This is a genomic window from Polymorphum gilvum SL003B-26A1 (assembly GCF_000192745.1).
Taxonomy (GTDB): Bacteria; Pseudomonadota; Alphaproteobacteria; order Rhizobiales; family Stappiaceae; genus Polymorphum; species Polymorphum gilvum.
Genome location: NC_015259.1, coordinates 2,159,197 through 2,176,243, shown reverse-complemented (window position 1 = coordinate 2,176,243; position 17,047 = coordinate 2,159,197). Strand labels below are relative to the sequence as shown.

The following is a 17,047-nucleotide window of genomic DNA, read 5'->3' as shown; positions in this document are numbered from 1 at the left end:
CGAAAAGAGCGACACCCATACATAATGGATGTCGCCCGCATCGCAAGGAGGTTTGCCGGTGCGGCATGAAGGCAAGGTTAAAACCCACAGCGCCGCCCGGCATATTGCCCCGGATCAGCCCGCGGTCGCCTCGTCCTCGTCTTCGGCGGCGAGCTTCTCCAACTCTTCCTTGGTGACCGTCTTGTCGGTGACCTTGGCGAGCTCCAGGATGTAGTCGACGACCTTCTCCTCGTAGATCGGCGCACGCAGGCTGGCGAGCGCCTGCGGATTGCTCTTGTAGAACTCGAACACCTGCCGCTCCTGGCCCGGGAACTGCCGCACGCGGTCGTAGAGCGCGCGCTGGACTTCCTCGTCGGTGACCTGGATGTTGTTCTTCTCCCCGATCTCGGACAGCACCAGGCCGAGCCGGACGCGCCGTTCGGCAATCTTGCGGTAGTCGCTCCTGGCCGCTTCCTCAGTCGTCCCCTCGTCCTCGAAGGTCTTGCCGCTGCGCTGCATGTCCATCTCGACCTGGTTCCAGATGTTCTGGAACTCCGTCTCCAGCAGCTTGCCGGGCAGGTCGAAGGAGTAGACTTCATCGAGTTTGTCGAGCAGCTGGCGCTTGACCCGCTGGCGCGTCAGCGCACCGAACTGGCTCTCGATCTGGCCGCGCACGATATCCTTGAGCTGATCCAGCGATTCCAGGCCGAGGGACTTGGCGAAGTCGTCGTCGAGCTTCAATTCGCCCGGCGCGGCAACGTCCTTCAGCACGATGTCGAAGGTCGCTTCCTTACCGGCGAGATGCGGTGCGGGATAGTCGTCCGGGAACTTGACCGTGATGACCTTTTCTTCGCCGGCCTTCATGCCGAGGATGCCATCCTCGAAGCCGGGGATGAACTGGCCCGAGCCGAGCACGAGCTGACCGTTCTCGTCGGCACCACCCTCGAACGGCTCGCCGTCGATCTTGCCGAGGTAGGACATGGTCACCCGGTCGCCGGCCTCGGCAACGGCGCCCTCACCCTTGGACTCGAACGGGCGGTTGTTGGCGGCGATCGCCTCGACCTGCTCCATGACGCCGGCGTCGGAGATCTCGACGACCGGCCGTTCGATCTCGATGCCCGAGAAGTCGACAACCTCGAACTCGGGCAGCAAGTCGTAGCTGATCTTGAAGGCGAGGTCCGCGCTGCCGTCCAGGATCGCCTCCGCCTCGTCGTCCGGCAGGTCGATGTCAGGCTGCAGGGCCGGACGCTCGGAGCGGTCCTCAATCGCCTTCTGGCTGGTCTCCTGAATCATCGTGTTCAGGATCTCCGCCATGGCCTGGCGGCCATACAGGCGCTTCAAGTGGGCCGTCGGCACCTTGCCCGGCCGAAAGCCGTTGATGCGCACCTTGGACTTCAGGTCGTCGAGATAGGACTCGAGCCTGCTCGCCAGATCGGTAGCCGGAATGACGACTTTCAGTTCGCGCTTGAGGCCCTCGGAAAGGGTTTCGGTCACCTGCATGGTATTGTGCTTCGTCCTCGGAATGGACCCAGACGGTCCACCATCGTGTTTGTGATTAGCCTTTGCCGGATCTCGATCGGCATCGGCCGCAACGGCCGGAACCGGCAAACCCGGAGCCCTAGGACATGGTGCGGGCGGAGGGACTTGAACCCCCACGGCTTGCGCCACCAGAACCTAAATCTGGCGTGTCTACCAGTTCCACCACGCCCGCAACGGCCTGCAACGCCCGAAGCCAGGGCGCGGCCTCTATAACACCGGCCCTCGCTCCATCAAAGAGAAAATGCCGGTCGGCGGGTGAATGAATCAGCGGTCCTCCTCGCCGGCAAGCCCGGCGACCACCAGCTTGAGTGCCGGCAAAAGATCCTCCGAGATCAGCCCCGCGCCCGCGACGCGTCCCGCCTCGCCGTGCATCCACACCGCCATCGCCGCCGCCTCGAAGGCAGGCAGCCCCTGCGCCAGCAGCCCGGTCACGATGCCCGCCAGCACGTCGCCCGTGCCCGCCGTCGCGAGCCAGGGACTGGCGTTGTCGTTGATCGCCGCCCGTCCCTGCGGGTCGGCGATGACCGTGTCGGCGCCCTTCAGCACCACCACCGCCCCGCATTCGCGCGCCGCCGCGCGCGCCGCCGACAGCCGGTCCAGCCCGGCGAAGGCCGGAAACAGGCGCTGGAACTCGCCATCATGCGGCGTGAGCACCAGCGGTCCGCGCGCCGCGCGCGACAGCGCGAGGAAGTGCTCCCGTGCGTCCCCGAAACTGGTCAGGGCGTCCGCGTCCAGCACGACCGCCCGCTCCGCGTCGAGCAGCCGTTTGACGACCGAACGCGCCCCTTCCCCGACGCCCGCGCCCGGCCCGAACAGCACGGCGTTGAGCCGGCGGTCGGCAAGCATCTCGCCAAGGCCGTCCACGCCGCGGACCGGACGCACCATCACCGCGGTCAGATGCGCGGCATGGACGATCAGCGCCGACGGGTCGCAGGCGACCGTGACCAGCCCGGCGCCTGCGCGCAGCGCCGCCGAAGCCGCCAGCCGCGCCGCCCCCGTCGTCGCCAGCGGACCGGACACGACGACGGCATGGCCGCGGTCGTACTTGTGCCCCTCAGGCGCCGGCGGATGCCAAGAGGCACGCCACAGGCCGGGCGCATTGGCGAAACAAGTCGGCTCCAACGACGCCACCGTGGCATCGGCGATGCCGATGTCGACGACCTCGGTCGTGCCGCACAGGCACCGTCCGGGCTGAAGCAGATGGCCCGGCTTGCGCCGGCAGAAGGTCACCGTGTGCCGCGCCCTGACGGCGGCACCGAGCATCCTCCCGTCGGCGCCGTTCAGCCCCGACGGCAGGTCGACCGCAACGACCGGCGCGCCGGCCTCGTTGAGCGCCTCGATACAGGCACGCGCCAGTCCCTCGAGCGGCCGGTCGAGGCCGGCGCCGAACAGGGCGTCGACGAACAGCACCCGTCCGGCCGGCGCCGAACGCACGAAATCGAGGCTCAGGGCCTCCCAGCCGCCGCCCATGGCTTCGAACGCAGACCGGGCGTCGCTTCTCAGCTGTGACGGATCGCCGAGCACGGCAACACGGACCGGTCTCCCCTGCCTCCTCAGCAGCCTGGCGGCCACGAAGCCGTCGCCGCCATTGTTGCCCGGCCCGCACAGGATCCGGATTTCCGCATCCGCGCCGGCTTCCCTGAGCACGGCGTTCGAAACCCCCTGCCCTGCCCGCTCCATGAGCACGATGCCTGCGGTGCCGGCCGCAATCGTGAGCGCGTCCGCGGTAGCCATTTCGGCGGGCGTCAACAATTCGATACTCACCTGATTGCTCCCGGCACGCGGCCGGCGCGGCGGCCGGCTCAGGCGCACTTCAACCGAAATGCAGGACCGTGGCAAGACAAGCCGGAATCGGGGCAATCGGTCAGGCTTCGGAGCCCCGGCGCCGGTATATGCCTACTTTCTAATCAAACCGCCTATTTTTCGTCCAGACCTTTGCGCGACTTGTGGTTCGGATTGATGGCTCAGCCCTCTTCATGCTCCTTTTTTCGGCGTTTTTCGCGCGACGGGACAATTGGCACGCAGTATGCTTTATCGCAGAGACACCGCGATCCGGCAGGCCGGATCCCTGCCACAGACATGGAGAGAGACCGAAGGCCATGAAAAAGATCGAGGCGATCATCAAGCCCTTCAAGTTGGACGAGGTGAAGGAAGCTCTCCAGGAGGTCGGCCTCCAGGGCATCACCGTCACGGAGGCCAAGGGGTTCGGGCGCCAGAAGGGCCATACGGAACTCTACCGCGGCGCGGAATACGTCGTCGACTTCCTGCCGAAGGTAAAGGTCGAGATTGTTCTGGCCGATGAAATGGTCGAAAAGGCCGTCGATGCCATCCGCACCGCGGCCCAGACGGGCCGCATCGGTGACGGGAAGATCTTCGTGTCCAACATCGAGGAGGCCGTTCGCATCCGTACCGGCGAGTCCGGAGTGGACGCGATCTAGCAGAGACAGCCGGGACCTGTCTGGTCCCGACCGAATCTGGGTGTGCCGCTTCCGGCCGTTGGCCACTTGGGAACCGGGCGCCCGGGAATGAACACAACCTGACGAAACCAAAACACATAGGGAAGTTCGTAATGACCACTGCTTCGGATGTCCTGAAGGAAATCAAGGACAAGGACGTCAAGTTCGTCGACCTGCGGTTCACCGACCCGCGCGGCAAGATGCAGCACGTCACCATGGATTCCGGCCTTGTCGACGAAGACATGTTCGCCGAAGGCGTCGCCTTCGACGGCTCGTCCATCGCCGGCTGGAAGGCGATCAACGAGTCCGACATGACTCTCATCCTCGACCCGGAATCGGCTCACATGGATCCGTTCTTCGCCCAGTCGACGATGGTCATCATCTGCGACGTCGTCGATCCGGTCACCGGCGAGGCCTATAACCGCGATCCGCGCATGACCGCCAAGAAGGCCGAGGCCTATGTCAAGGCCACCGGCATCGGCGACACCATCTACTTCGGTCCGGAAGCCGAATTCTTCATCTTCGACGACGTGCGCTTCACCTCCGACCCCTACAACACCGGCTTCAAACTCGACAGCTCCGAGTTGCCGATCAACATGGGCTCGGAATACGAGGCCGGCAACCTCGGCCACCGTCCGCGCACCAAGGGCGGCTACTTCCCGGTCCCGCCGATCGACAGCTGCCAGGACATCCGCTCCGAGATGCTGTCCGTCATGGCGGAGATGGGCGTCGGCGTCGAGAAGCACCACCATGAGGTGGCCGCGGCTCAGCACGAACTCGGCATGAAGTTCAGCACGCTGACCCGCACCGCCGACCACATGCAGATCTACAAGTACGTCGTGCACCAGGTCGCCCATGCCTACGGCAAGACCGCGACCTTCATGCCCAAGCCGATCTTCGGCGACAACGGCACCGGCATGCACTGCCACCAGTCGATCTGGAAGGACGGCAAGCCGGTCTTCGCCGGCAACCTCTATGCCGACCTCAGCGAGACGTGCCTGTTCTACATCGGCGGCATCCTGAAGCACGCCAAGGCGCTCAACGCCTTCACCAACCCGTCGACCAACTCCTACAAGCGTCTGGTTCCGGGCTACGAGGCGCCGGTGCTGCTGGCCTATTCGTCGCGCAACCGCTCGGCGTCCTGCCGCATCCCGTTCACGACCTCGCCGAAGGCCAAGCGCATCGAGGTCCGCTTCCCGGATCCGGCCGCGAACCCGTACCTCGCCTTCGCCGCCCAGCTGATGGCCGGCCTCGACGGCATCAAGAACAAGCTCCATCCGGGCGACGCGATGGACAAGAACCTCTACGACCTGCCGCCGGAAGAACTGGCCGAGATCCCGACCGTCTGCGGCTCGCTGCGCGAAGCCCTGCAGTCGCTGGATGCCGACCGCGACTTCCTCAAGGCCGGCGGCGTGTTCGACGACGACCAGATCGACGCCTACATCGAACTGAAGATGGAAGAGGTGATGCGCTTCGAAATGACGCCGCATCCGGTCGAGTTCGACATGTACTACTCCGTCTAAGCCTCCCAAGGCACAGACAGGAAAGGCCGGGCCCCGCCCGGCCTTTTCTTTTTCTTCGTCGCCCCGGTGAAATCCGGCCCCGCATCCGCTATAGAGCGGACCGCGCCCCTCCGGCGGGCGCCCAGCCAGACAAGACGACGGAATTGAGCGCGATGACCGAATTCAAGTCGGAGTTCCTGAAGACACTCGGCGACCGGGGCTTCATTCACCAGATCTCGGATCCCAAGGGTCTCGACAAGCTGTGCGCCTCCGAGACGGTCACCGCCTATATCGGCTTCGACTGCACCGCGCCGAGCCTGCATGTCGGCTCGCTGGTCCAGATCATGATGCTCTACTGGCTGCAGCAGACCGGCCATCGGCCGATTGCGCTGATGGGCGGCGGGACCACGCGCGTCGGCGATCCGTCCGGCAAGGACGAGAGCCGCCAGCTGCTGACGCCCGAAACGATCGAGGCCAACAAGGCCGGCATCCGAAAGGTTTTCGAAAGGCTGCTGGTATTCGGCGACGGGCCGACCGATGCCCTGATGATGGACAACGCCGACTGGCTGCTGAAGCTGAACTACGTCGACTTCCTGCGCGAAGTCGGCCGCCATTTCTCGGTCAACCAGATGATCCAGCGCGACTCGGTGCGTTTGCGCCTCGAGCGCGAACATCACCTGTCTTTCCTAGAATTCAACTACATGCTGCTGCAGGGCTACGACTACCTGGAGATCTACCGGCGCACGGGCTGCCGGCTGCAGATGGGCGGCTCGGACCAGTGGGGCAACATCCTGTCCGGCGTCGACCTGACCCGGCGCATGGAGGGCACCGAGACCTTCGCCCTCACCTCGCCGCTGCTGACCACCGCCTCAGGCGCCAAGATGGGCAAGACCGCCGCCGGCGCCGTCTGGCTGAACGAGGACCAGCTGTCCAGCTACGACTACTGGCAGTACTGGCGCAACACCGAGGATGCCGACGTCGAGCGCTTCCTCAAGCTGTTCACCACCTTGCCACTCGACGAGATCGCCCGCCTTGCCGCACTCGAGGGGGCGGAGATCAACGAGGCCAAGAAGACCCTGGCCACCGAGGCGACGGCCCTGGTGCATGGCCGCGCGGCGGCCGAGGCAGCTGCCGAAACGGCCCGCAAGGCCTTCGAGGAAGGCGAGACGGACGCCGGCCTGCCGACGGTCGACCTGCCGGCGGCCCAGCTCGATGCCGGGCTGGGCATCCTGAACGCCTTCGTGGCCGCCGGCCTGTGCGCCTCCAACGGCGAGGTCCGCCGCAACATCAAGGGCGGCGCGGTGCGCGTCAACGACGCCGTCGTCGCCGACGACACGCTCCAGCTCACCGGCGCCGATGTGACGGCACAAGGCGTCATCAAGCTGTCGCTCGGCAAGAAGAAGCACGTCCTGCTCAGGCCGGCGGACTGAGGCGGCGCGCTCCGCCGGTCAGCGGAACTCGAACATCTTGCGGAAGATTCCGGGCGCGATGGCCGAGACCGGATTGACGCTCAGGACGGGATCGTTCATCGGGCCCGACAGCCGGTAGGTGACGCCGATCAGGCCTTCCTCGCTGCCGCCGCCGAGCGCGAAGCCGAGGAGCGGGATTTTGGCGAACAGGTTGTTGAGCGCAAAGATCGGCACGAAGGTTCCGGTCAGCGCGAGCGAGCGCGAAGCCAGGTTGACCGTCCCGCCGATGGTGCCGCCGACGACCGCGCCCTGCAGCGTGCCGCGCTGCACGGTCAACATGTCGCCCCGTCGGTCGAATACGATCTGCATGGTATCGAACGAGGCTTCGCCGTTTCGGACAGACCCGGCATTGAGGATCGGCCGACCGTCGCGCCCCCCTGTCGCCGCCTGAATCTCGCTGAGCTTTCGGATCGCCGGGTCCTCGGCGATCGACAGATCGCGCACGGTGATGCTTCCGACCCATTCGTCGCCCGACGGCATCGCGACGCTCAATTGTCCCCGACCGCCCCGCATGCGCTCGTAGAGATCAAGGAAGCGAAGGATCGCGCCGGTATCGGCCAGCTCCGCCGTTGCCGTACGCGCCCCGTTCTGACTCTCGATCCTGAACTGGAACGTGGAGCGGTTGTTCGTCTGGCCCGCAATGACAGCGTTCTTCACACCGACGCCGTTGCCTTCGATGGTCGCCGCAAAGCCCGTCGCGACCACTCCGCCGAAGCCTTGAAGGCGATCGATCTGCGCCGTGACGACATATCCGGCCGACAATGCCGCTTCGTTCTCGGACCGGGATTGGTCGCGCAGGCGGGCAATCAGGCCTCTGCCGTCGAAATCCCTCCCCTTGAGGACCATCCGGTAGCGCCCGCCGTTGTCCCTGCCGACCTTCAACGAGGCCGTGTCGCCGGGACGGATCTGGAACCGGTCGAAAGAGGCCTCACGGAATTCGCCGGTGGCCGACAGCGTCACCGAGCCGGCAACGTCGACGCCATCCGATTGAAGCCTGAAGTCGCGAAGAACCCTGTCGCCGCTGCCGGTGACGAGCAGGAACGATGCCCGAGACAACACGCCCGGTGCCTTCTCCCATCCCAGCGGCTCCAACGTGACCGCCGCATCGGTCAGGTCGATGTCGAAGCGCTGATGGCCCTCCGCATCGCTCAGCTCGAGCACCATTGGGCCCTTGACCAGCGAGCTTAGATCGATCCCGCGTTCCGCCAGTTCCTTTGCGGTCACCTTCAGCACGACGCCCTGGCGCGCGGCAACGTCACTGCCGCCCAGCGGCATCTGGATGTCGATGTCGGCCTTCAGCCCGTCCAGGCGGCCGTTGCCCTTGATCGTCACCTTCGACGGATCGGCAACGACGGTAACATCGGCGTCCCTCACTAGATGGCCCTTGATCGGATCTTTCGAGGAAAAATCGTCGAGCACCGCTTGCGCCGACCAGGCTACCGCGTCGAGATCGACCGACAGTCTGAGAGGAAAGCGGGCATCCACCCGCATCTCGCCTGACCCGGACAGGGCCTGCGCCGAAAGTCCGGTCCGTTCCAGGACCTGGAACGGCTTGCTGTCGACGATCGCGCCGAGGTCCGCCGCGGCGCCGTCGAGCTTGACGTCCAGCACGCCGACCTTGTCGTTGCGCTCGCGCAACTGCTCGATCCGGAAGGTTGCCTCCGGCACGTTCACGGCGTTTCCGCTGGCGAGACGTGCCTGGCCTCCGCGCGCGGCGATCGTGAGAACCTCGTTGTCGATCGACACCGTTGCCGTCAGCCCCTCGATCGTCGGCAGGCTGCCGAGCGGTGCAACGCTGACGTCAGCCATCCTGAGGTCCATTTTCAGGTCGTCGCCGGACCAGCCGGGATCGGGATGGGAGACGTCGAATGCCGGCGGGCGGATCGCAACGTCGATCTGCCCGGCGTCGATGCGTCCGCCGCGCATGTGATCGATGATCCAGCGCCTTGCCGGCGGCGTCAGGGTGATCGGCCAGACCTGCTTGAGCAGGGACACGCCGACATCCGCCGCATTGAAGGCAAGAGCGACATAGGGTCCGTCCCCCCGCAGTTCGACGGAACCCACGCCCTGCAGACTGGACGGGCCGGCCTGAAGTGCGAAGCGGTCGACGAAGATCATGCGGCTTTGAGGATCCAGATGCGCCTCGGCCTGTATCACGTCGACCTGTTGCGGCGGTTCGGGCACGTCACCGGATCCGAACTGTGCCTGGTCGGACATGAGCGCAAGGTGCCATGCGGTTTCACCGGTCTGAGGCGGCATGAGATTGCCACTGAAGAACAGATGCGTATTGCCGCGGATCACATGGGACTTGCTCACCAGGATCCCGGGCGTGCCTTCGATCCAGGACAGCGACAAGGCGACATCATCGAACTGGATCGTGGTCGGGCCCATCTGAAACCATCCGTTCACAGAGCGCCCGACAAGATTCGCTGCCTCGAACTTGCCGGTATCCGAGAGATTCGCATTGAACCGGACCTGCATAGGCAATCCGAAGCCACGGCCGGCCACGACGCTTTCGTCGGACGAAAACAACTCGGCGAGCGTCAGATCACGCGCCACCAGGCCGATGTGGCGGGCGCCATTCTCACTCACCAAGGTCCGGCGCATGACCAGGTTCCAGGTTCCCATCCGGCCGGCAACCTCCGCCTCCGCGATCAGACCTTCACGGGCATCGCGGCGGATTTCGGCATCGATGCCGGTCAGCCGCCGAGGCACTGCGCCCTCGATGTCGATCCGGCCGTTGGCGATCGTGACATCCGCCAGGGCGCGCCGGTCGAACTCCGCCACGACGACCGCGGCGACCCGGTCGATCGCCTCCATGACGTGAGCCATATCGGGAATCTCGTCCGGCGACCCGGCCATGCCGAGCACAAGGCGCGGCCGGTCGACTGCGAGCGTGGCAAACCGAATGACACCGGACCACAGCGGAGCGATCTGCACCGGAGCTTCGATGCGCGGCAGGAACAGGTCGACGGGAGCGGCCCCCTCCACTCTCAGATGGGCGTCGCTGATGACCACCTGTACACCATCGTCGGCGAACAGATCGATCGAGACGCTGCCGATCGTCAGGCGGGTCGGGCCATTCGAAGCCCGCTCCTCCATCAGGTCGGCAAGAAGCGGTGCGACAATCGCCCCGCTCGCCAGCCGGTAGGCTGCCGCCGCCACGCCGACGAGGGCGACCGCCAGAAGTACCAGCACAAGGCGCCGCCTGCGCGATCCGGACGGTCTCGGCGAGCGTATGCGGGTCGTGCCGTTCATGGGCTTGGTATCGTTCAGCGTTTGACGCCCTTCATCGGTCGGCCGGTGGTCGAGTCGGATGCGAATGTATGATACCTGCGGTCCGAACGGAAAGCTGAGCCGGCCATGGACGATTTTCGCTTGGCAGGCCGTTATCCAGCATTAACCGACCGAGTTTGACGGAAGGAAGGCAACATGAGCGAATTGAAGATCGGCGACCCGGCCCCTGATTTCAATCTGGCCGCCGATGGCGGCAGGACCATCAAGCTTTCCGATTGCCGGGGCAAGGCCGTCGTCGTCTATTTCTATCCCAAGGACGACACGCCCGGCTGCACCACCGAGGCCCAGTCCTTCAGCGCCCTGAAGCCCGAATTCGACGCGCTCGGCGTGCGCATCATCGGAATCTCGCCCGACACCGCCGCCAAGCACGACCGGTTCAAGGCGAAGCACGGCCTTGCCGTCGACCTCGCCGCTGACACCGATTCGGCGACATGCGCCGCCTACGGCGTGTGGGCGGAGAAATCGATGTACGGCAAGACCTACATGGGCGTCGAGCGCTCCACGTTCCTGATCAAGGCGGACGGCACGATCGCGCAGATCTGGCGCAAGGTGAAGGTGCCCGGCCATGCGGAGGCCATCCTGGAAGCGGCCCGCGGACTGTGAGGCAGCCGGTGACCGAAGAACAGGCCCCGCTGCAGGGCGACACGCTGGTCGCGCGCGCGAACGCCATCGTGCGCGCACCGGCGACCGCCGACAAGGTGGCGCTGGCCTACGAGACGGCAAAGGCCTGGTTCCAGCGCCGGCTCGCCCTCGGCAGCCCGTCGCGCGAGGGCGGCATGCCGGACCGGCCCGGACGTCCCGACCGTCCGGTCCTTCTGGCGCCGCGGGACATGCCCAAGCGTGCCCTCGGCGGCGAGGCCGGCCGCATCGCCCTGCTGCATTCGCTCGCCCACATCGAACTGAACGCGGTGGACCTGACGTGGGACCTGATCGGACGGTTCGCCCACGTCCGCCTGCCGCGCTCCTATTACGACGACTGGGTCCGAGTCGGCCTGGAGGAGGCGAAGCACTTCTCGCTCCTCGAGGCGCGGCTGGCCGATCTCCGCGCGGCCTACGGCGACCTGCCGGCCCATGACGGCCTATGGCAGGCCGCCCAGGACACCGGTCATGATCTGGCCGCCCGGCTGGCGGTCATTCCCCTTGTGCTCGAGGCGCGCGGGCTCGACATCACCCCGTCGATGATCGCCAAGGCCGAATCGCTCGGCGACGAGGCGACCGCCAGGATTCTCGCCATCATCTACCGCGACGAGAAGACCCATGTCGCCTTCGGTGCCAAATGGTTCCGCTTCCTGTGCGATCGCACAGGAACCAGGCCGGAGCCGCGGTTCCACGATCTGGTCCGAACCCATTTCAAGGGTACGCTGAAGCCGCCGTTCAACGACCGCGCCCGATCGGAGGCTGGTCTGACGCCCGGCTTCTACCGCCCTCTCGCCCGCCTCGTCGGATAGCTCCCCCGGGTCTGCGGAGATCCAGCCGGCTCCGCCACCACATTCCGCAACGGGCGCTCCCCAGAATGAGGGTTTGTTAACCTTACCGTTTTCTAATCAGCGTCGAACATCACGGCTCTCGGCCTGCCAACGGGATCAAGACGCGTGCCCATGTCTGACAACACCTCGTCCCCGAGGAAATCATTCGGCAAACGCGGTGGTTTCCACCATGTCACGATCACCCGTGGCAACACGTCGCGAACATTCGTCATCCGGCCCTGGATCATGGGCACCGCCGCGGTCGTCCTCATCCTGTTCCTCGGCGGCTATCTGTCGGCCGCAGCCTATCTCTTCCTGCGCGACGACCTGCTCGGCGCCCGGGCCGCGCAGCAGGCCGAGATCGAGAGCGCCTACCAGGCGCGCATCGCCCATCTGCGCGCGGAAATCGACCGACTGACCAGCCGCCAGATCGTCGACCGGGCATCGGTCGAAACCCTGGTCGAAAGCCTCATCGCCCGTCAGGACGCCCTGAGCGACCGCCACTCCAAGGTGGCCAGCCTGGTCGAACGGGCCGCCCGCAGCGGCCTGCGCGTGGCGATTGACAACCCGGTGCCGCCCAGCAAACCGGTCTTCGCGCAAGGAACGCTGCAAAACCCCGCTGCCGGCGATGCCTCGGCGATCGGCGGCGAGCCCGCCCCGATCGCGAATCCGCTGCCGGCCCTCGGCCTGCGCGGAACGTCGTCCGTCGTGCCCTTGGACCACGCGCCTTCCGCTGCCACGACGGTGGATGAGGGCAAGCTGTCCCAAGTGGAAGACACGCTCAAGCGCATGTATTCGGAAAGCGCAGCCGCCCTCGACGCGCTCGCGGTCGCAGCCGAACAGCACATCGACACGATAGTCGAGGCCACGGCACCGCTCGGGATCCGCCTGCCCGCCCTGTCCGACGCTTCGGTCGGCGCCAATGTCGGCGGTCCCTACATTCCCCTCCCGGCCTTCACCTTCGACGAACGGATCCAGCGGGCGGAGCGGGCCCTCGCCGCGCTGGAGTCCTTGAAGACGGCCGCGCGCCGACTGCCCCTCACCCGCCCGATCGCCAACGTCGAAGTCTCCAGCGACTATGGGCCGCGTCTGGATCCGTTCCTGCGCACCCTAGCCATGCACACCGGCATTGATTTCAAGGCCAACTACGGCACCGCGGTACGTGCCGCGGCCGGCGGCACGGTCATTGCCGCCGATCGCCAGGGCGGCTACGGCAAGATGGTCGAGATCCGCCACGCGGGCGACGTCGTTACGCGCTATGCTCATTTGAGTCAGATCAAGGTCGGCGAAGGAGATGTGGTCGAGCCCGGAGACATCGTCGGCTTGGTCGGCAGCACGGGACGGTCCACGGGCCCGCATCTCCACTACGAGATTCGGCTGGACGGCGAGGCCGTGGATCCGTTCGACTTCGTCGTCGCGGGCGACCATCTCGCACCGATCCTCGCAAACTGAAAGACCCGCGCGTCCTTCCGGCCGCGCGGGTCCTGTTTGCCTGCCAGGTCGACCGGATCAGTCGACGTCTTCCAGAACGAGATCCTTTTCGCCCCCGAAGACCCGCTGGGCGAGCGCCGCTTCCATGAACGGATCCAGGTCGCCGTTCAGGACATCGTCGGGCGACGAGCTTTCGACGCCGGTGCGCAGGTCCTTCACCATCTGGTAGGGCTGCAGGACATAAGAGCGGATCTGGTGTCCCCAGCCGATCGAGGTCTTGGACGCCGCTTCGGCGCTCGCGGCCTCTTCGCGCTTCTGCAGTTCGGCCTCGTACATGCGCGCCTTGAGCATCGCCCAGGCGGTCGCCCGGTTCTTGTGCTGAGAGCGTTCGCTCTGGCACTGGACGACGATGCCCGTCGGGATGTGCGTGATACGCACGGCCGAATCAGTCGTGTTGACGTGCTGGCCGCCGGCACCGGATGCCCGATAGGTATCGATCCGACAGTCGCTTTCGTTGATGTCGATCTCGATCGAATCGTCCACCACCGGATAGACCCAGGCGCTGGCGAAACTGGTGTGACGGCGCGCCTGGCTATCGTAGGGCGAAATCCGCACCAGGCGATGGACGCCCGATTCGGTCTTCAGCCAGCCGTACGCGTTTTCGCCCTTGATCAGGAGCGTCGCCGACTTGATGCCAGCCTCCTCGCCGTCATGAACTTCGAGAAGTTCGACCTTGTAGCCGCGCTTTTCGGCCCAGCGGCGGTACATGCGCAGCAGCATGCTCGCCCAGTCCTGGCTCTCGGTACCGCCAGCACCGGCGTTGATTTCCAGATAGGTGTCGTTACCGTCGGCCTCGCCGGAAAGCAGCGACGCCATCTGCAGCTTGAGCACCTCGTCCTTGAGCCCGCGCAACGCCTCCTCGGCCTCGTTCACGACCGACTTGTCGCCTTCGAGGTCGCCGAGCTCGATCAGTTCGATGTTGTCGGACAGCTCGGATTCCAGGCGGCGGACGCCCGTAATGCCTTCGTCGAGCTGCTGGCGCTCGCGCATCAGCTTCTGTGCTCGCGCGGGATCATTCCAAAGCGCAGGATCCTCGGAAAGGGCGTTCAGTTCGTCCAGTCTGACCAGGGCATGATCCCAGTCAAAGATGCCTCCTCAGCAGGCTTATGGCCTGCTTGATTTCGTCGACGATGGCCTCCATTTCGGCGCGCATCGGGTACCTCTCAGTCTCGTTCCGTCTTGAAAACACCGGCAACTGCGGATGTCTGACCGGCATATGGGGTCGGGCGCGGACAATATCGAGACGGTCCACGCCTGTAAACCGACTGTCCGGAGCGTCGCAGTCAGTAAAGGCCGCCGGTTCCCGACAGCACGGCCTGCCCGGCCTCGGGAGAAACGGTCCTCGGCACGCCCATATCATCCTGGAAGCCGATGATCGAGTAGCTGTCGGGCGGCGCCGTGCCCGGCTTGAACGCTTCGAGAATGGTCCCCGGAGCGCCCGCCGCCGTACGCAGACCGGTCCGCTGGTTGATCGGGATGAGCTGCAGGCCCTTGGGCACCCGGAACTCCACCGGCGGCGTCTTGGCGAGCGCCGCCTTCATGAACTCGGTGAAGATCGGCGCCGCGACCTGGCCGCCTGTGGCACCTCGCCCCATCGGCCTGGGATTGTCGTAGCCGACGAACACGCCGACGGTCAGATCGGGTGTGTAGCCGATGAACCAGGCGTCCTTCTCCTCGTTCGTCGTGCCGGTCTTGCCGGCGACCGGCCGACCGACCTCCCGCACCTTCGTCGCCGTGCCGCGCAGCACGACGCCTTCCATCATCGACGTGATCTGGTAGGCCGTCATGGGGTCGAGGACCTGCTCACGGTCGTCGATCAGTTCCGGCTCGTCCTGCCCCTGCCACTGCGGATCGGAACAGGCTTCGCAGATGCGGCTGTCATGCTTGTAGATCGTGCGGCCATAGCGGTCCTGAATCCGGTCGATCAGGGTCGGCGTCACCTTGCGGCCGCCATTGGCGATGATCGAATAGGCCGTCACCATGCGCAGAACCGTGGTCTCCCCGGCGCCCAGCGACATCGACAGCACCGGCAGCATGTTGTCGTAGATGCCGAACCGCTTGGAGTATTCGGCGACCAGCGGCATGCCCATATCCTGCGCCAGACGCACGGTCATCACGTTGCGCGACAGTTCGATGCCGGTCCGCAAGGTCGACGGTCCGTAGAACTTGCCGCCGTAGTTCTGCGGGCGCCAGGCCCCAAGTCCCGGCCCCTGGTTGATTTCCAGCGGCGCGTCCATGACCACGCTCGAGGGCGTGTAGCCGTTGTCGAGCGCCGCGGCATAGAGGAACGGCTTGAAGGAAGAGCCGGGCTGACGGTAGGCCTGTGTCGCCCGATTGAACTCGCTCTGCGCGAAGCTGAACCCTCCGACCAGTGCCAGAACGCGTCCCGTGAAGGGATCCATGGCAACCAGCGCTCCCGAAACCTTCGGGATCTGACGCAACTCGTAGCCGCCGGACGCCGTGGCCTCGACATAGACCACGTCCCCCGGCGCGAGCACGTCGGTGACAGCATTGGGGGCACGTCCAGACACCCGGGCCCATTTCATGCCCTCGATCGTCAGGACCGCCGTGTTGCGGTCGGGCGACAGGGTGCCGCTCACCAACTTGCGCGGCTGGAGGCCGATTTCTGCGCGTCCCTGTGCCGCCGACAGGACGACCGCAAGCTGCCATTCGGGCACGTCGCTCAGGGCCTCGACCTTGGCCAGTTCGGCTCCCCAGTCGCCGCCAAGGTCTATCCGTGCCACCGGACCGCGCCAGCCGCCGCGCTTCTGGTCGAAATCCAGAAGGCCGTCCATCAGCGCCTTGCGCGCCTGCATCTGCATCGTCGGGTCGAGCGTCGAGCGGACGGAAAGGCCGCCCTCGTAAAGACTGTTCTCGCCATAGATGGAGGCGACGACGCGGCGCACCTCCTCGGTGAAGTACTCGGCTGCAAACAGCTGCGACCCGGTCTCGCGCGGCTTCACGTCGAGCGGATCCGCCTTGGCCTGCTCTCCTGCGGCGGCGGTGACGTAGCCGTTCTCGACCATGCGGTCGATGACCCAGTTGCGCCGCTCGATCGCCCGCTCGGGGAAGCGATAGGGATGGTAGTTGTTCGGCGCCTTCGGCAGGGCCGCGAGATAGGCGATCTCGGCAAGGCTGAGCTCATGCACAGACTTGTCGAAATAGACCAGGGACGCGGCCGCCACGCCATAGGCACCGAGGCCGAGGTAGATCTCGTTCAGGTAGAGTTCGAGAATCTCGTCCTTCGTGTAGGCCTGCTCGATACGCAGCGACAGGATCGCTTCCTTGACCTTGCGCTCGACCGAGACCTCGTTGGTCAGCAGGAAGTTCTTGGCGACCTGCTGGGTAATGGTCGATGCGCCCTCGGGCCGGCGGCCGGAGCCGTAGTTCTGGACGAAGCGGACGGCGGCACGGGCAATGCCTTCCGGATCGATGCCGATATGCTGATAGAAATTCTTGTCTTCGGCGGACAGATACGCCTGCTTCACCGCGTCCGGAATGGCCTGGATCGGCAGGAACAGCCGCCGTTCGCGCGCATATTCCGCCATCAGGCTGCCATCGGCCGCGTGGACGCGCGTCATCACCGGCGGCTCATAGTTCTTCAGTGCGGTGTAATCCGGCAGATCGTTGGAGACCTGATCGAGATAGACCCACACGCCACCTGCCACCAACAGCACCATGACGGTGCCGATGCCGAAAAAGTAGCCGAAGAGTTTGATCAGAAATTTCATGTGTCGGGCTCGTCTCTACCCCGGCCAGATCGTTCGTTGGCGCCCCCTACCACACTCCGGGCGTGGCGGCACCGGATTTCGCTGCGGGTGCACCCTGTCCTCAGCCGTCTTACTCAA

General features: G+C 65.6%; 11 protein-coding genes and 1 tRNA gene. 6 read left to right on the top strand and 6 right to left on the bottom strand.

The window, feature by feature from the left end; all coding sequences use genetic code 11:
* Positions 1-114: 114 nt before the first annotated feature.
* The 3 genes from tig to SL003B_RS10430 all read right to left on the bottom strand — a co-directional run bounded on the left by tig (position 115) and on the right by SL003B_RS10430 (position 3,282).
* On the bottom strand, positions 115-1,479 hold the full coding sequence (tig, locus tag SL003B_RS10440) for a trigger factor (RefSeq protein ID WP_013652805.1): 1,365 nt from the start codon (positions 1,477-1,479) through the stop codon (positions 115-117).
* Between the two features lie 126 nt (positions 1,480-1,605).
* Positions 1,606-1,690: transfer RNA gene (locus tag SL003B_RS10435), tRNA-Leu, on the bottom strand.
* Positions 1,691-1,782: 92 nt separating this feature from the next.
* Positions 1,783-3,282: an NAD(P)H-hydrate dehydratase gene (locus SL003B_RS10430; RefSeq protein WP_013652804.1), complete on the bottom strand. Its 1,500-nt coding sequence runs from the start codon at positions 3,280-3,282 to the stop codon at positions 1,783-1,785.
* A 335-nt stretch (positions 3,283-3,617) separates the two neighbouring features.
* On the opposite strand from SL003B_RS10430, the gene SL003B_RS10425 reads away from it, so the two are divergent.
* The 3 genes from SL003B_RS10425 to tyrS all read left to right on the top strand — a co-directional run bounded on the left by SL003B_RS10425 (position 3,618) and on the right by tyrS (position 6,906).
* Positions 3,618-3,956, top strand: coding sequence for a P-II family nitrogen regulator (locus SL003B_RS10425; RefSeq protein ID WP_013652803.1), 339 nt, complete (start codon positions 3,618-3,620; stop codon positions 3,954-3,956).
* 131 nt (positions 3,957-4,087) lie between these two features.
* Positions 4,088-5,497, top strand: coding sequence for a type I glutamate--ammonia ligase (gene glnA, locus SL003B_RS10420; RefSeq protein ID WP_013652802.1), 1,410 nt, complete (start codon positions 4,088-4,090; stop codon positions 5,495-5,497).
* Between the two features lie 152 nt (positions 5,498-5,649).
* A complete protein-coding gene (tyrS, locus tag SL003B_RS10415) occupies positions 5,650-6,906 on the top strand; it encodes a tyrosine--tRNA ligase (protein WP_013652801.1) in 1,257 nt (418 codons plus the stop codon).
* A gap of 18 nt (positions 6,907-6,924) precedes the next feature.
* On the opposite strand, the gene SL003B_RS10410 is transcribed toward tyrS, so the two are convergent.
* Entirely contained in the window at positions 6,925-10,203 is a 3,279-nt protein-coding gene (locus SL003B_RS10410) for a YhdP family protein (RefSeq protein ID WP_013652800.1), read from the bottom strand.
* A gap of 174 nt (positions 10,204-10,377) precedes the next feature.
* Between SL003B_RS10410 and bcp the strand changes: the two genes are divergently transcribed.
* The 3 genes from bcp (at position 10,378) to SL003B_RS10395 (ending at position 13,160) form a co-directional block, all read left to right on the top strand.
* Entirely contained in the window at positions 10,378-10,845 is a 468-nt protein-coding gene (bcp, locus tag SL003B_RS10405; RefSeq protein ID WP_013652799.1) for a thioredoxin-dependent thiol peroxidase, read from the top strand.
* An 8-nt stretch (positions 10,846-10,853) separates the two neighbouring features.
* Positions 10,854-11,690, top strand: a complete 837-nt coding sequence (locus tag SL003B_RS10400) for a ferritin-like domain-containing protein (protein WP_193371726.1) — start codon at positions 10,854-10,856, stop codon at positions 11,688-11,690.
* A 150-nt stretch (positions 11,691-11,840) separates the two neighbouring features.
* Complete coding sequence (locus tag SL003B_RS10395) at positions 11,841-13,160, top strand: M23 family metallopeptidase (RefSeq protein WP_013652797.1); 1,320 nt, start codon at positions 11,841-11,843, stop codon at positions 13,158-13,160.
* 57 nt (positions 13,161-13,217) lie between these two features.
* On the opposite strand, the gene prfB is transcribed toward SL003B_RS10395, so the two are convergent.
* A protein-coding gene (gene prfB / locus SL003B_RS10390) for a peptide chain release factor 2 (RefSeq protein ID WP_148259288.1) occupies positions 13,218-14,352 on the bottom strand; the annotation gives its coding sequence in 2 pieces (ribosomal slippage) (positions 13,218-14,282 and positions 14,284-14,352; 1,134 coding nt in all).
* A 130-nt stretch (positions 14,353-14,482) separates the two neighbouring features.
* Positions 14,483-16,930 (bottom strand): penicillin-binding protein 1A, encoded by a 2,448-nt coding sequence (locus SL003B_RS10385; RefSeq protein WP_013652795.1) that lies wholly within the window; start codon positions 16,928-16,930, stop codon positions 14,483-14,485.
* Positions 16,931-17,047 lie beyond the last annotated feature (117 nt).

Coding starts and splice junctions, on each gene's coding strand:
- tig (WP_013652805.1), bottom strand. CDS start 1,479: ATGCAGGTGACCGAAACCCTTTCCGAGGGCCTCAAGCGCGAACTGAAA.
- SL003B_RS10425 (WP_013652803.1), top strand. CDS start 3,618: ATGAAAAAGATCGAGGCGATCATCAAGCCCTTCAAGTTGGACGAGGTG.
- glnA (WP_013652802.1), top strand. CDS start 4,088: ATGACCACTGCTTCGGATGTCCTGAAGGAAATCAAGGACAAGGACGTC.
- tyrS (WP_013652801.1), top strand. CDS start 5,650: ATGACCGAATTCAAGTCGGAGTTCCTGAAGACACTCGGCGACCGGGGC.
- SL003B_RS10410 (WP_013652800.1), bottom strand. CDS start 10,203: ATGAACGGCACGACCCGCATACGCTCGCCGAGACCGTCCGGATCGCGC.
- bcp (WP_013652799.1), top strand. CDS start 10,378: ATGAGCGAATTGAAGATCGGCGACCCGGCCCCTGATTTCAATCTGGCC.
- SL003B_RS10395 (WP_013652797.1), top strand. CDS start 11,841: ATGTCTGACAACACCTCGTCCCCGAGGAAATCATTCGGCAAACGCGGT.
- SL003B_RS10385 (WP_013652795.1), bottom strand. CDS start 16,930: ATGAAATTTCTGATCAAACTCTTCGGCTACTTTTTCGGCATCGGCACC.